This is a genomic window from Scytonema sp. PRP1, assembly GCF_036697665.2.
GTDB classification, from domain to species: Bacteria; Cyanobacteriota; Cyanobacteriia; order Cyanobacteriales; family Nostocaceae; genus Kalymmatonema; species Kalymmatonema gypsitolerans.
Genome location: NZ_JBAHYJ020000005.1, coordinates 1 through 15,398, shown reverse-complemented (window position 1 = coordinate 15,398; position 15,398 = coordinate 1). Strand labels below are relative to the sequence as shown.

10 protein-coding genes and 1 pseudogene are annotated in these 15,398 nt (G+C 39.7%); 10 read left to right on the top strand and 1 reads right to left on the bottom strand.

The genetic code is table 11. From position 1 onward, the window contains the following. Positions 1–11: 11 nt before the first annotated feature. The 7 genes and pseudogenes from V5G28_RS00545 (at position 12) to V5G28_RS00515 (ending at position 6,806) form a co-directional block, all read left to right on the top strand. Complete coding sequence (locus tag V5G28_RS00545; RefSeq protein WP_336229322.1) at positions 12–824, top strand: glycoside hydrolase family 24 protein; 813 nt, start codon at positions 12–14, stop codon at positions 822–824. A 76-nt stretch (positions 825–900) separates the two neighbouring features. Beyond that, on the top strand, positions 901–3,009 hold the full coding sequence (locus V5G28_RS00540; protein ID WP_336229320.1) for a DNA translocase FtsK: 2,109 nt from the start codon (positions 901–903) through the stop codon (positions 3,007–3,009). Continuing rightward, a complete protein-coding gene (locus tag V5G28_RS00535; RefSeq protein WP_336229318.1) occupies positions 2,999–3,457 on the top strand; it encodes a hypothetical protein in 459 nt (152 codons plus the stop codon). The genes V5G28_RS00540 and V5G28_RS00535 overlap by 11 nt, the downstream gene beginning before the upstream one ends. A 34-nt stretch (positions 3,458–3,491) precedes the next feature. Next, the gene (locus tag V5G28_RS00530; RefSeq protein WP_336229317.1) at positions 3,492–3,971 is read left to right on the top strand and encodes an AAA family ATPase; all 480 of its coding nucleotides are present in this window, start codon (positions 3,492–3,494) and stop codon (positions 3,969–3,971) included. Between the two features lie 73 nt (positions 3,972–4,044). After that, positions 4,045–4,411, top strand: a pseudogene (locus V5G28_RS00525) (four helix bundle protein). Between the two features lie 228 nt (positions 4,412–4,639). Next, the gene (locus V5G28_RS00520; RefSeq protein WP_336229316.1) at positions 4,640–5,965 is read left to right on the top strand and encodes a hypothetical protein; all 1,326 of its coding nucleotides are present in this window, start codon (positions 4,640–4,642) and stop codon (positions 5,963–5,965) included. A gap of 127 nt (positions 5,966–6,092) precedes the next feature. Then, on the top strand, positions 6,093–6,806 hold the full coding sequence (locus V5G28_RS00515) for a hypothetical protein (protein ID WP_336229314.1): 714 nt from the start codon (positions 6,093–6,095) through the stop codon (positions 6,804–6,806). Between the two features lie 428 nt (positions 6,807–7,234). Here V5G28_RS00515 and V5G28_RS00510 read toward each other — a convergent pair whose 3' ends face one another. After that, positions 7,235–7,687, bottom strand: coding sequence for a helix-turn-helix domain-containing protein (locus V5G28_RS00510; protein WP_336229312.1), 453 nt, complete (start codon positions 7,685–7,687; stop codon positions 7,235–7,237). 678 nt (positions 7,688–8,365) lie between these two features. On the opposite strand from V5G28_RS00510, the gene V5G28_RS00505 reads away from it, so the two are divergent. From V5G28_RS00505 to V5G28_RS00495, 3 genes are all read left to right on the top strand, one after another. Then, positions 8,366–9,547 carry a hypothetical protein gene (locus V5G28_RS00505; RefSeq protein ID WP_336229310.1) on the top strand — a complete coding sequence of 394 codons (1,182 nt, stop codon included), beginning with the start codon at positions 8,366–8,368 and terminating at the stop codon, positions 9,545–9,547. A 164-nt stretch (positions 9,548–9,711) separates the two neighbouring features. Continuing rightward, the gene (locus V5G28_RS00500) at positions 9,712–13,431 is read left to right on the top strand and encodes a hypothetical protein (protein ID WP_336229308.1); all 3,720 of its coding nucleotides are present in this window, start codon (positions 9,712–9,714) and stop codon (positions 13,429–13,431) included. A gap of 1,105 nt (positions 13,432–14,536) precedes the next feature. Next, a partial coding sequence (locus V5G28_RS00495) for a hypothetical protein (protein ID WP_336229307.1) occupies positions 14,537–15,398 on the top strand: 862 nt, incomplete at its 3' end.

Below are 15,398 nucleotides of genomic sequence, written 5' to 3'. Positions count from 1 at the left end.
TTGGCTAGGAAATGCAAATTGTACCGATTTTTATATCAGGTTTGGTTGGTGCAGCCTGCTCTGTTGCATTTTCTTATGGAGTGGCTTCACTACCATGTAGTTTGGCATCAAAGGGTGCAGATGCTGTCTGTCAGGTGCCTAGTTTTGGTAAAGCACTCGATAGTTGGAAATTTGGGTTTGTTGTTGGTGGTTTAGTTGGGTTAATTTGGAGTCCTCGCCGTCAATTGATATCCCGTTTTCAGCCAGTTCATTTGTCAACTGCTTCTTTAATTACTTTGAGTCTTTATTTTTTTAGTTCTCAAGGCGCTAGTGTTTCTTCAGTATCGTTAAACAGTTTGGGATCAAGAGTTAGTACAAGTTCTTATTCACCACGGTTGAGTGCTTTTTTGGCAACAATTCGCTGGGCAGAAACGGGAACGAGTGAGCCTGAAAGTTATCGTAAGTTAGTATTCAACGGAACTTTTGATAATTTTTCGACACACCCATTAAAGAAACAGTGCGTTCCAATTAATGGTAAAACTGTTTGTTCAACTGCGGCTGGTGCTTATCAAATGTTGGATAAAAGCTGGTATGACTTAGCGCCAAAATTAAACTTGAAGGATTTTAGTCCAGCTTCTCAAGACAAAATGGCAATTGAATATATTCGTCGTAATAATGCCTTAGGTGATATTAAAGCAGGAAGATTTGATACTGCGGCATGTAAAGTGGGCAGGGTATGGGCGAGTTTTATTTGCAATAATTATAACCAAAATGCTAAATCTATCGCTCAATTAAGAACTTACTATCAGCAACAATTACAGAAGTTTGAAATTTCCAGGAGATGAAGATTTAGTGATGTTATTACCATATAATTATCAAAATAATATTGAATCTAAAAAACACCAACTTTTCACTGCAATTATGCAAGCCAAACAAGATGGTTTAAGCAATGAAGAGATTATGGTGAATGTATGGAGCGCTTTACCTTCGTCAATGATTGATTATGCTGAAACTGTTCTACAACAGATTGACTTTAAGACAAAGTTATCACGTCCGGTTGTTGAATTTGATTTAGAGTTTTTATTCCAGGTAATATATGAATCAGTGGTTGCTCTTACAAGTGATGAAGAAATATTATCGGTATGTGCAGAATACTGTAATTTAAACCAGTATGAGTTTGTACGTTATGCTCTTGAGTATATCCATGTCAATCGTGTTCCATCGCAATGGGAGCAGAGTAACATACACTATAAGATTGTTCAAATAGCAGATTCATGTCCAATGGAATCCTTATTTGAATATATTGACTCAATCAAAAATATTTATCTTAAGCAGATTGGCTACCAAGTTGTTCAAGAAAATCTTTACGGCTTATTTTTAAGCAATAAACAAGTTAGTTATTTTCTAGAGTTAGTTAATAAAACTAAAGATAATTTTATCAAAAATTATTGTTACCGTACCGCAGTGCTTGTTGCACGTGTTACAGGTAAACCAATAGATTTGCAACTTACAGGAGATGGTTCAACAATTAACGAGCCTAAATCTTTAGATAGTAAGGCTGCTACTAATAAAATCGTTCATTCACAGATTTCTACTATGGAACAGGCAGGAAAATTATTAGTTGATACCTTGGAAGATTTTAGTATCAATGCTAAATATGTTGATGCCAAAACTGGTCCTACCTTTAACCGCATTAAGGTAAAACTGGGACGGGGTGTTACCTACAAAAAGGTAGAAGACATTGGTAACGACTTAGTACAGCAGCTTGGTGAAGAATTGGGCTTGAAAGTTGCGCCAATGGTGAGTGTAGTGGCTGGAGGGGTAGTATTTGACATACCCAGATTAGACAGACAGTTTGCCTATTTCCGCGACTACGTTAAGTTTAACGGCGAACCTGACATTCATTCGGTATCCATCCCTGGTGGTGTTGATGTCGATGGTATCTATGTCGAAATTCCCCTGTATAGCGATAACGTCACCCATATTCTGGGCGGTGGACGAACGCGGGGTGGGAAATCGCAGTTTGAGAAAGCAGCAATCTTGTATTTGGTGCGGCGGTATCCACCATCGGTTGTGCGGTTGGCGCTTTCGGATGTCAAGCGCGTGACGTTTGGTAAATTTGATGGGCTACCCCATCTTATTGCCCCAGTTGCGCGTGATGCAGAATCTACCGCCAACTTACTCGATTACTTGGTTGAAGAGATGGAACTGCGCTACCAGGAGTTTGAGCGTCACAGCAGTATTGAAACAATAGCTCAGTATAACTTGCGGTTTGCACCTGGTATTATCATGCCGCGGTTGGTTTGTCTGATTGACGAGTGTTTTGACTTGCTTTCGGATGATAATTACTGCTCGCGCATTGAGAACGCGCTGATGAAGTTGCTTGCAAAAGCTGGTGGTGCAGGAATTCATGTTCTATTGTATACACAGCGTCCTGACAAAAACGTCATTGACCCGTTGATTCGCTCAAACTTTCCAGCTAAGACTGCCTTTGTTACGACTCGTCCTGAAGATAGTTGTATTATCCTTGGGGACGATAAAGATAAGCGTGCAGTCTATTTGCTGGGATATGGGGATTTCTTGTACAAGACGACTGAGGTGGTACGACTCCAAGCGTTATACGTTGCTGACGATGAAGATCCTGAATACTTCAAGCAGTTGCTCAATGAAGCAAAAAGCCAAGATAACCCCTATACTGCATGGGAATCTGGACTAGATTTCGATGAATTTGTCGCTAGTTTGTCTGGTGAAGGCAGTAGTCATGACAGAGGTAAGTCTAAAGCCACTGCTGTTACTAAAACTAAGCAATCAAAGACTGATTTTGAAGGTAGTTTTCATTTTAATGTACAGCTTGATGAGTCAGCTAAAAACTCAATTTTGAATTTGTATCAAAAGGGCTATCAACTTGATGAGATTGTAAAAGCTGTCTTTAATTTATCGCGCCATGATGGTAGATCGTATAAGAAATTTAGAAACGTTGTTGAGGAATTTTTAAATAGTTTCCAAGGGAGTGAGGAAGATGATATTTGAACTAAGTATGCCTCTACCCCCTAGTATGAACGAAATTATTAACCAGGCACGGTCGGGTTGGCAAGCGAGCGCTGAGCTTAAAAAATACTGGACAAACTTAATTGCTGAATTTGTGCGAGAATGTGGATTTTGTTTAGATGGTGCAGTTTGGATTGAATTTCATTGGTATGTGAAAAATTTTGGGCGAGATAGCGATAACGTAGCTGCTGCTGCCAAATTTATTATGGATGGTTTGGTTACAGGACGAGCAATCCGTAATGATAACTTGACAGTTATCCAATCACCTATTATCCATTACTATCATCGTAGTAGTGGTGATGATGGCGTGCTGTTGAGACTTTCACAATCACCTGATTTCTTGTTAGATAATTTTATTGAATCTAACCAGTTTTCCAGGAATAGCTTAGAAAAATACATTTCAAAGATTACATATCTAATGTCAGTTTAGTTGATAGATATAGTTGATTTAAGGAATGACGGTTATGTTACGTTTTAATGACTACAGTCGGTTGATTGAGAATATAAATGCAGGCAAAAATATTCACCTGTGGGGTAAGCAGGGTATTGGTAAGACTTTTACTGTCAGAAACTGCTTGCTCAAAGACATTAACTTAGAGTCTGTTTATCTTAACCTTGAATACCCTTTTAGCGTGGATAATTTATTTGATGTTATTCCTATTAGTCTAGGTTTGTATTACCAGCAGGATTGGCAAAATATTGTCAGTCAATTATCGGATAATTTTAATAAGTTGCTGGTGATAGATAATTTTGATAGGTTGCACTGTGTCAGCGAGACTTTTAGTGATGACTTATTCCGATTGCAACAGTTAGCTCAAATAGAAAAACTATCTTTATTATTAATATCTCGGATGCCACTAGGATATTTCCATTTCCCAAGTTTTACTAACTGCTTTGAAGAATTGGAATTAAACGAAACTAATACTTGGACTTTTGGACAGTAAACATACGGGTTTTGTAAGAATTCAGAAGTCAGAATATGCCTTCGGCACGCTACGCGAACAGGAGTCAGAAAAAATGAGACAACCAGCCAAGACATTTCAAGATTTGATAGTTTGGCAAAAAGCACATCAATTTGTTTTGTTAGTATATCAATTTACTGGTCATTTCCCTAAATCGGAAACATATGGACTAACTTCTCAATTTAGACGGGCAGCAATTTCTATTCCAGCAAACATAGCAGCTATGTTTTAAGAAAAAGGGAGCAGCAGATAAAGTACGTTTTTTAAACATTGCACAAGGTTCTTTGGAAGAATGTCGTTACTATCTAATTCTTTCAAATGACCTTGAATACGGTGATATATCAGGATTAATGCTTCAACTAGAGGAAGTTAGTAGACTACTGACAAGCTATGCTAATTCTATTCTGAATTCTGACTCCTGACTCCTGAATTCTTACTAAGCAGGTTCGATGCCTGCTACTGTTCCTGGGTAAGACTTTATAAAGGCTGAACTCGAACATCAGATGGGTGGTTTCAATATACTGAGTGCCATTAATGCTGAAAGAAGTAGAGTAGTAAGTCTTTTTAGACAAGTCTATACCCTAATCCCCAAATATTTGCCGGGGTTGCTGTTAGTAACTGGCAATATAAATTACAAAGAAGGGGAAATTATGCTGAATAGATTCAAAGCACAGGTTGTAAATTCACTTATAGAAGCTAATTCTGCGATAGGAATGACTTCATTACTATTGATGATTGCTTCAGTTAGTATCGCTTTGCCAACGGCAGTAGGGTTGAGTTTTCTGGCAGATGCTGGGTTACAGGTTGGTAACAAATCTTTGTACCAAAAGGCTGCTTCAGCTTCAGCTGCAACTGGCTTACTTGGTTTGGCTGGATTGACTGGCGCGATTCTAACTGGTGGATTATTGTCAACTTGTGTACTGGATGAAGAGGAGGAAGATGAACAAGCTTCGACTACTACTTCTACCAGTCAATTGGAAGAAGAGGTAGTTGAAATATCTGAATCCGTGTTTGTGCCTGAAACTCGACCAGAGCAAATCTTTACCTATTATGTCACTAGCATGGATGGTCATCCTAATCTGTATGGGTTGGACATAGCTAGGACACAACCTAATGTTTTAGAACCTGGGAAATTTGAGATTATTTACCATCGACTAACTGATTATCAATTCCAGCGATTGTCTGTCTTGTTTGAGGTGAAATATCCACAAGATAAAAATTTGGTAGGTAAATATTTTAATTCGCGTTTATCTAATCCAGGTGATGCGATTAAAGAATATTTACGCCTTCATTACAAGTACATTGAAGTGAAATCTAGCGGGCAATTTAGAAACGCCTGTTTGGACTCATGCAAAGGCTGTGCTAACCTTCACGGTGAACATAAAATTGTTTGCGGTATCTATCCCTATGGATGGGAAGGTTTAGACTGCCCTGATAAAAAATTGCTGGATGGCATAGTTTTGCGGCAGTTTGAAGATACTCGCGTTCTTGATAACCTTAACCAAGGTTTGAATGATGCCGAAGTTTCCAAAATTGACGATTCTATTGTCGTTCATGACCGTTGTTTTGATATCAGCTACCGCTTTGATTTTGATGGTAATAGGTTCTTTTGGTCAGATAATTTATCTGAATTGGGTAAAGACGCAACTTTGGTTGATTATGTCAATTATTTCAAAAACCGGAAAGTAGTTGACGAGGATTTCTCTACTCCTGAAAAGATTAGGGAACTGAACAAGGGATTGCGGTGTGCCGACGTGCGCGTACAAGGTGATAAGATAGTTGTTTATCACATTACCACTCGTACTTGTTACTATTTCAAGTTCAACGGTCAATCAGATGAACTGTTTAACTCTTTTTGTCCGCGTGAGTTAGAAAACAACTACAACCTTGTTTCGCTTGTTGACTATTTACGGTCTAAGAAGAGTTTTGACGCTTTAGGTCATAGACATCCAAAATCTGAAAACTTTTCAGCTTAATTAATTCCCACTCCTTATATTACTTGGGCTGACGGATTGGCACTCAGTACGGGGGAATTTTCCCCCAGTACTGGGTAGTCAATTCGAGACATATCTACCCAATTAAGCTATTAAGGAGTATCACATCATGGCTGAACTAATCGATTTTGTTTACGAGCTTTTGTTTGATGTTTACTTATTTGGTTTGATTTTTCTGTTTATTTGTTTGCTGTTTTATGCACCTAGTAATTCTCAAATCGACAATTCTAAAACTTTTTTGGAAGAGTTGATTACTGAAGAGATTCCACAGCAGTTGATTACAGAAGAAGATAATAATTCCTCTGATTTGTTGCCTGTTGTTGATAACATTGAGGACACTGATGTCGTCAGCCAGTCCGGTGCCGAGGCAACCTCGGTTGAGGCGACTGGTGTGCAAGTGTTCGGTGCTGAGTGCGAGCCATCTACAGAATTAGAAAATCAGTGTTTTGGTGACGCATTGTCCCCTAAAAATTGGGCAGGCTTATTACCACACGTAAACGTGGGGGCTTCAGGATCAATCAAACCAAGCCTGCCCAATTTTTTACGTGTAAGACCCCGTGAGGAAACTTTGCTTATAGCAACTGCTTCACCACTAGAAATGGCGTCTGAACTACCAGTGATAGTAACTATCAATGAGCAGCAGCAACGGAAGCAAAATTTGATGAACTTAAGCACGAGAAAATTACAGCGTTTTTGCTCCAAAGCTTCAATTCCAGGCTATTCTGCCTATTTGAAGCGAGGCAAGGAAGCGTTGGTTGATTTTCTTTTAGGTTTGTCGATTGATAGCAGTCACATTGTTGAGTCTTTGCAAATAGGAAGCTAGTTGCTTGATTACCCCGGCGATATCAGGGGATTGAGCTAGGAGGATTTTTTTAGTTCGGACTGTACGTTCGCTCATTTTTACCCACAAGATTTAATTAAGCCTTACAGGGGTTGGAATTCAGGCTGTGGAATCGATTCAGGCATTTTTAGTCCCATAGGAGGTTTTGGTCATTTTATGATTTATCCTATGCCTACGCCTTAAATAATCGCCTCTCTTAGCCTTTTGGAATGGTCACAAATTTTACATAAAAATACCGATTCACGTAAAAATTCCCTTTTTCCTTTTATATTAAGGCTTTAATTCCCCTTCGGCTCTCAAAATAAGCGAACGTACAGTTCGGACGATGATTCCTGCAGCACTGCTACATCACAAAAAACCACCCCTTTGGGATGGGATGGTTTTTTGCTCTATAAATTTTGTCTTATTTATTAGGGCTGGGTTGCTAAAATGCGTTCTATGCTTCTTGGCGATAGTGTTGGCAATCCCCTCCGGGCGGCTTCTTCAGCTACTTGCATATGGTGATGGTGCTTTGAACGACTGGGTTTTCGGTTCTTGCTCCACTCGCTAATTTCGACGATTTTGCTCGCCTCTGTACTTTTGCACTTCTTAGGTCTGCCTACGTTTACACCTAATACCTCATTAGCCTTTGCGATCGCCGAATCCCAGGTTTCTGGTGTGATGGTACTTGATGTCCATCTTTTCTTCCACTTTGCTATTGATTTTTCGGTTACACCAATCTCTTCCGCTATGGCTAAGTATTTTTTGCCTTCGTCTAGTCCTAGCAGAATTTTCGCTCTTTTACTAACTTCATTGCTGCTGGTTGCTGCTATCTGCTCTAGTACTTGTTTTTCAATAGAATTTAATATCTGAAGACGAGGCATCTAAAATTTACCCCTCTTTACTGTACAATTTTGCCAAATGCAATGAAGCCTGATATACTCTTTTGTAACGTACATTTGTAGCGTACATATTTTCTCAAAATTCATTTAAAGCCCTGTTACGACCAGGGCTTTAAGGAAAAAACAACTCCACCTGTTATTAGTACAGGACGGAACTTTGTTTTGTCGATTTAATCATTCATAACCATCATATCATGATTACACCCAGCTTCACAAATCTTTCCTTAGATAGATGTTTTTCTCCCGGATGCAAAGGATTTACATATCTATTCAGTAGTATTAGGGAGAAACATTTCAAAAAAAGCGATCGCCGTATTTGCTGATGGTGAATGCTCCACGAGTACTCCTGGAAAAGTCAACCTCCTTAGGAGTTAGCTAAGCTCGTGCATTTTTTTTTCTAAGTAAATGCCTTAGCTCTTAATGGGTTGATAATGAGACTTTTCTACATCAAAAAAATCCTGCTCAAAAAATTCCTTCGATAGTTTTCCTGGTAGGTAATTTTTTGTTATCTACAAAACTTAACTTTTTTAATCATGTTGTTTTTGCTGATAGGTGGTAGAGCTAGAAGTTTTACTACCTGGGTGTTTTCTCTTTTTCGTGCTTCTGTTTTAAAGACTGAAATTTATCTTTTTCAGATTGTTTGTAACCCGGTGTAGAAATATGTCTGAGATACATAATCCGGATATTGTATATATTTCTCCTTCAGAATTGGTTGTTCATCCGAAGCTGATAGAAATATATGGTGAAAATGAGAGTCGCCCTGCTTTGGAAAAAAGCATTTCTGAACTAGGGATTCTCGAATCTTTGAAGGTTTCAGCACGTAGTGGTGTAAATGTTGTCTTGGCAGGTAAGTGTCGGCTGCAGATAGCCCGTAAGCTGGGAATCAGCTTAGTGAAGGTGGAATTTGTCGAGTCAAACTCGCCTGAAGAGGATTTGAAGCTAGTACTTGACTTTAATCTCCACCGAGAAGGTGGGAAGACTCACTTCCAGAAGTTTCACGAGGGGCAGTACTGGGAGAACGTACTTCGTCCCTTAGCTAAAGAAAGACAAAGGGAGAACGCTCGCCGTTTGAATCAGTCGAATGATTCAAATTTGAATCATTCGTTAGATGACAGTAACTCTCAATTAAAAAAGGCTAAGCGAGTGATTCAGGAGGTTTCAGACAATCTAGATATAAGTGTTGGTAGTTATCACAAGGGTAAGAAAGTATTTGATTTTATTTTGCAATTACGAAAAGTTCAAAAATTTAGGGCAGCTGTTGCGCTGGAGAAGGAGTTTAACCGGAGTATTGATGCAGCGTACAAGTTTGTTTGCGCTCAAGATATCTATAACCAGGTGATAGACCTGATTGAGGCGGGTAGCTGCTGTAGTCTTGAGGATGGTATTGCCTGGATGCGGAATGGTGAACGTAATCCGTTTCGGCGTTTTAAACTTGACCATGTGTATCAATTCAAGAACAGACTGCGCCCTGAGTTGCAAATCGTGGGACGTGTTATTGGTATAACTAACGAATTTGTTGTGTTTGGATTTAGAAATTTGGTGAATATGTCTCTTGAAGTTGTGAATTTACGTCCACGACATATTGATGCCCAGTTGCAAGATGAACCATCTGCAGAACAGAGAAAGAGGATATTTTGCTTGATGCAGAAGTTTAGTGATGTTTTCCCGGTTCAGGTGTCTTTGACGGAGTTGTTGAAACTTCCAAATTTGACTGATAAAGAGGAGGTTCTGTTGCGAGTGTATGAGTCTGATATTTTTGAAAAAACTTGGGAGGATTATAAAAAGCAGATAAAAGAAATGGAATCTACAAATAGAAATAGGGATAATACTCGTGCTGCGTAGGTAGCTTATAAGGCTAATCTAGCAGAGAATATATCCCAATAGAAACGTTATTTACTAGATTAGCAGCTAAATACTTATTGCGGTACGAGTTCACAAATTTAGTGGATGTCGAACTCGTATGAAGATATGTGACTTTTTTTTGCTTTTAAATTCAGTGGTGGAGTATGAGTAATTTTATCTCCACCAGCCGTACCAAACCCTGTCCTGTGTGTGGTGATACTCGTAGGCGTTGCCGAGAACTGCGAGACGATGCCAACAAGTTCCTCTGCATGACTGTTACCGATGGGTACAGTACTCCTCCTGGGTTTACCTTTCGGGGGTTAACCAAAGATGGAACCTGGGGAGTGATCATCCGCGATATAGGAAAAGCTGATGACGAAGCCCGCTACGAGTGGATTTCGCGATGGCGACACCTTAAAGCTGAACGTCTTAAAGCTGAAAAAGAGCGTTTATCTCGTCTACTCCCGGAACCCGACCGAGACAAACACATCCGAAATATCTTTTCCCAACTGTCGTTATTCCCAGACCATCGCGATGACTTGCGCCGGCGGGGACTCTCGGATGACCTAATTAAGGCGGGAATGTTTCGGTCGGTGGTTTCGTGGCAAAAACTCGACCGGGAGGTATCACACCAACTTGCAGGTGTAGGTATTTCCGGGAGGAGTTTGACCAACTTTGATTCGGGTTATCTTGTTCCGGTGTGGAATGAGAAATTAGAAATTGTCAGTTGGCAGTTGCGCCTTGATAATCCTGATGAGAACGAAGGGAAGTATCGGTGGGCGTCGAGTCGGTTTAAAAAAAAGCGCCCTAACGGTCCTACCTCTCATTTGTCTAATGGGGAATTACCTCTTACCTATTGTTTACCGATAACTGGGAGGTGTGGTGATAGTAATATAAGTAATTTTGAGGTGACTGACCCGCAGTCCAATTTATTGCCTGTTGGTGATGCTTTTTCTCTACCTCAATATATTGGTCTTGCCGAGGGTATTCTCAAACCGTGGATTATTTCCCAACTGCGATCGCAAATTGTAATCGGTAGTGCGGGTGGTAATTTCGGATCATCGCCTGAAACTTTCAAGCGCTACTTGTTGGCAGCAAAAGCCCAATTGGGAATTGATAATTGTCAATTGATTCTCTGGGCGGATGCCGGGGCGGTTCTCAACAAGAACGTGATGCGTCAATACCGCCGTACTTATGAATTGGTAAGGAGTTGGGGTTATAGCTTAAGGGTGGCTTGGTGGGGACAACTTGATAAATCCTGTGCTGATCCAGATGAATATACTGGTCAGTACGAGTTGCTCACTTGGGCGCAATTTGAGGGTTTATCGAGAAATCCTTCTCGCTTCTGGGATAACGTAAAATACCAGATCTTGAAAATCAAACGGTTGGTTCGCCCCCAACGGGGATTCCAACAACAAAAGCGTCAGTACCGACAACAGCAAACTGCGACAACTATTATATATATCCCTGGCGCCTTACCCACTCCCGACGAATATATCCAACTTGGTTGTCCCAAGATTATTTACCAGGGAGACGAGCGCGTTAATATCTGGAAGGAAGCCGTCGCCAAGGGTTGGCAACATATATTAGATAAGTCTCCTCCTGGGTTGGGTAAGTCTCACACCGCTGGCAGTATGAAGGCATCTGAATTTAACTTACACCAACTGTGGTATCTTGCTTGTGACCATCGCAATCCAACAACATTCACAGTCGAGCAGAATTTTGTAGATTTGCCTCCTCGGCATAACGGGTTAGCCTATGACCATGCCAGACTTACACCTATGAGGCAACCTTTTTTGGTGCATCCAACTGGAACTTACGAAGGTAAGTTATTTCCTTCAAACTGTCATCGTACTCCCATTTTTCGTGCCTTGGGGTCGAAAAACATAGATAATATTGAAAACTCCTCTAATCCAATTTGCCTTAGCTGTCACCTTTACAATGCCTGTCGCAGTAACAGGGGTATGGGATTTGGTTATAGGTATGAACGCTACTCTGTATTTAACTATTCTCAAGTACGTGCCCATCCCGATAGTTTGCCTAACTGTGATGATTATGAATATTCTTCTTGTGGTGCATTCTGGGATGAAGCTTCACTCGTTATGCGATCGCGCAAAAAAGTCGAAGTTAATATAAGTGATTTTAATCAAACGGCTGGTGAGTTAGCTGTAGCCGCGCCGTTCTTATTTACAAAACTTAAACCTATATTTGAAAGATTAAGGTTTCTCTTTGGGGGAGAAGAGTACGGGTTCGAGATGTTGTGGGCAAGTGATACTACTCTACCAACTCCTAACGTCTCTTCGCCCAAGTCGGCAAGTGTGTCCACACGAGTGGCTCCTCGTTATGGCTATAACGATACAGCTATTCGTCAGATGTTGGGAGAGATACCACAAGATATTGATGATATAATTTTCCAGGTTGAACTTGCCCTACGTCCAAATTTATCTTTCCTACGCTCAGCTCCAGATAGTATAGATGCCAGTACCGGGACTAAGGCTCTGAAAATAGCATCGCGGCGTATAAATAAACTTCTTAGAGGTCAGACTTATACTGAAGCTAAAGAGCAACTCAACCAGGTATTGCTCAACTGGTTAGTTCCTCTACTTCAAGTGTGGGCAAACTATATTAAAGGGTCGTTTCATTTTGATAAAGGTATACTTTGTGTACATTTAGAAGATAATCGGCACCGGGAAGTGGCAACTGCGGCTAAGTTTAATATTTACCTCGATGGCACCTTAGATGTGCGTTATTTAGCGCTGAAGTTGGGAGTGGGAGTAGAAAATATCCTCGCTATCTCGCAGCTTGTCCCAAGCTATGACAACTTGACAGTTGTCCACGTTACTGGTATGGGCGTGTTGGGTCGCGATAGACGCGATTCGATTTTACAGAGAGTAGCAGCGCTGAGAGAAACTATTACCAACAAGTATTTGGGTTTGTCGGTTGGTATTATTGAACGTAAAGCTTTTGCACAAACAGGCGATGGGTATCACTTCCGCGATGGGCGGGGAATTAACCGCTTTGCGGATGTCAACGTACTGATGAGTTTGGGTATTCCCTATGCAAATATTGGAGAATTAGCAGCCGAGTATCAAGTATTGACTGGTGTTGTGCCTTCTATGTCAGTTGAAGAATCCCCGTTGCGAGAAGAAAACCTGGCGACGGTAAAGTTTCTTGACCTCAAGTTCCAAGAATTTGTTGATAGTTTGGTTCGTGCTGAAATTCTCCAAGAGTCAGGTCGTTTGCGAGCGCACCTGCGTCCCGAAGAGGAATTAATCTATTACTTTGTGGGGGATTTCGATGTCGGATTCCTGCAAGAGGAATTACCTGGGTGCAAATTCCAAAGCGTGCGGGCGATTGAGATAGATTGGCGGGCTGCTGAGTGTGGCGAACAAACCAAGTTTGTTTTAACCAAGGCGATCGCCAGACAAATATTATCAGGAAATGAGAAACCAACGCAGCAGGATGTCGTTGATGAAATTGCTCAAGCGTTACCAAAGGGGAAGGCAATCAAGCAATCAAGGGTATCTCAAATTGTGAAAGAACATATGTCCCACATTGGGGGGTGGAAACAATTGCGGGTATTGATTGCGAAGATACTCAAAAGTGTTACACAAGAGCAAGGTGAACAGCTTCTCTCTAGTGATGAAACTTGGTTGGCAAAAATTTACTTCCCTCTGCTGGGTGAAGAGTCTCCCGTAGAAGCGGTAGTAAATCTCACCCAAGTTGCCCAGGTGGTGGGTACTCGCTTTGGGGCGATTCTTCAATATGTATCTCTTGATGTGCGAGGGCAATTGTTGGGTCATGCCTTCGCTGTCATGGCAAATATTGGGGTGGGGATAGATTGGCTGGTTGAGGAATTAATGCCCCTGTGGGATAGTTCTTGATTGCGGAGTGAATTTTCAATTAATAATTTTCAATTCACCACGCAACGGATGAGGCAATTAACCGAGGTATTGCCTTTGCTCTTGAGTCAATGACTGAGTGCGATTGGTCTACTACCCGAGTGATTTGTATCGACAACAAGTGCATCAAGGCTATCGCAATTGCAGATATCGTGCCTGCTATCAAGGAAGCTTTAGGAATTACCAATTAAATTTAACTTTTTATAGGGTTGTAATTTGCGCGCAAACGACATCTAAATTAGTTTGCAAAAATTATGTTTAATGTATCAACGATAGAATCAGAATTTATGGTTTGAGTGGTTTTCCTCCAGTCAAAGCGATCGCCTAGATTCTTGTCAATAAGCAGGCGTTAATGCGATTCCTTTGAGCTTTATTGAGATTAGTCGTTCTTATTGACAATATGCGTGTGCCCTGGAGATTTGGTCTTAATGAATTACCAGCTTACTTTACTTACAAAAAATATTAACTTTGTATGGAAGTTCTTTAATGTTTATCTTAACTTGGGGTGAAATTATTAGTTTTGTATAAAAATACTAAACACAAAATTAATAATTTTATCTCTGATAAATCAGGAGTATGTGTTCATTAGATATTTCTCTAACTGATGCTAAATTTTGACCTAAAAATTATTAGTTTTGTATAAAAATACTTAATACAAAACTAATATTATTATTTAGTTTTATAGTTAATTACTTATCATTTTTCTCTGAAATCGGCTTGGTGTTTGGTATTGAAAAAATAGTTTTATATATCTATAAACGGGGAATTGAATTTACATTTAATACTAAAGTTACAAAGCAAATTAAATATTAGTTTGTTTTCCTTTCTAGTTTGGATTGGGATACTGAGGGTAGTTTCTGAGCAAAGTACCTTGACTTATGGCTAATGACTAGTATTTATATTCAGAATTGATAAATTTTTTCGATTCCCCTTAATTGGAGCGTTGTCAGGAAATATTTTCATGCAGGTTGTGTACGAACACGACTCTTGTGAAATTATAGTACCCCCAAGCTTTGGGACTGAAATTTGCCTATCTCAATTGGTTGTCAACTTTAATAGATAATTTTTATTTCAAAACTTCTTAAATATGGCTCGTACTAATATTAAAAGGAATCATTCTATGTCTCTTCATAATGAACAACAGCAGCAGGACAACCAACAACATCAGGTTGAAGAAAAAACAAAGAGACTTGTCATTGTTACTGGTGATAAAGGTGGTGTTGGGAAGAGTACCTTTTCACGAGGCTTGCTTCAGCTTTATATTGATAAAAATCTTTTTTGTATTGCTTATGATGCTGACCAACGTAATAATCAATTACGCCGACATCATGAAAAATTCAACCCTGGTTTAGTTCGTTGTATTAATGTGTTTGATAGAGGAAAAGCAGACCAATTATTAATCGATTTGGAAGCAGAAACTTTTCCATTAGTTTTACTTGATTTACCAGCTCAATCAGGCGGAGTTTTTGAATTATTTGTGAAAGAGCTATCTTTCTTTGATACGCTGGCAAATGAACTTGGCTACAGAGTTACTATGGTGTCGGTTATTAATCGACTTCGTGACTCTGTAAACATTTTAAATGCTTTACATAAATACTGTGAAAACAAAGTTGATTATGTAGTTGTTAAAAATCTCTTTTTTGGAGATAAGGAAAAATTTGGTCGCTATGATGGTTCTCCTATTCGTGAAACATTACTTGGCAAAGGTTTAGTAGAAGTTTTAATGCCTGATTTAATTGATTATTGCTATGATTTCATTGATGAAAATGATTTAACTTTCAGACAAGCTTCTTCTAAAGATTTTGGTTCTCTTCTTGCTGTTAGGGCAAGAGTTAAGTCGTGGTTGGATGATTTTGAAGAAAAATTAAAGCCAGCTCATAACTTGTTGGGTTTTAATTGCGAGCAATTGCCTGAAGGATTTTCACATACTGTGAAAGAAGATGAAAGTG

Excerpts from the sequence above, each read along its gene's own strand:
- V5G28_RS00500 (WP_336229308.1), top strand. The coding sequence starts at position 9,712 with ATGAGTAATTTTATCTCCACCAGCCGTACCAAACCCTGTCCTGTGTGT.
- V5G28_RS00520 (WP_336229316.1), top strand. The coding sequence starts at position 4,640 with ATGCTGAATAGATTCAAAGCACAGGTTGTAAATTCACTTATAGAAGCT.
- V5G28_RS00505 (WP_336229310.1), top strand. The coding sequence starts at position 8,366 with ATGTCTGAGATACATAATCCGGATATTGTATATATTTCTCCTTCAGAA.
- V5G28_RS00540 (WP_336229320.1), top strand. The coding sequence starts at position 901 with ATGCAAGCCAAACAAGATGGTTTAAGCAATGAAGAGATTATGGTGAAT.
- V5G28_RS00510 (WP_336229312.1), bottom strand. The coding sequence starts at position 7,687 with ATGCCTCGTCTTCAGATATTAAATTCTATTGAAAAACAAGTACTAGAG.
- V5G28_RS00545 (WP_336229322.1), top strand. The coding sequence starts at position 12 with ATGCAAATTGTACCGATTTTTATATCAGGTTTGGTTGGTGCAGCCTGC.
- V5G28_RS00530 (WP_336229317.1), top strand. The coding sequence starts at position 3,492 with ATGTTACGTTTTAATGACTACAGTCGGTTGATTGAGAATATAAATGCA.
- V5G28_RS00535 (WP_336229318.1), top strand. The coding sequence starts at position 2,999 with ATGATATTTGAACTAAGTATGCCTCTACCCCCTAGTATGAACGAAATT.
- V5G28_RS00515 (WP_336229314.1), top strand. The coding sequence starts at position 6,093 with ATGGCTGAACTAATCGATTTTGTTTACGAGCTTTTGTTTGATGTTTAC.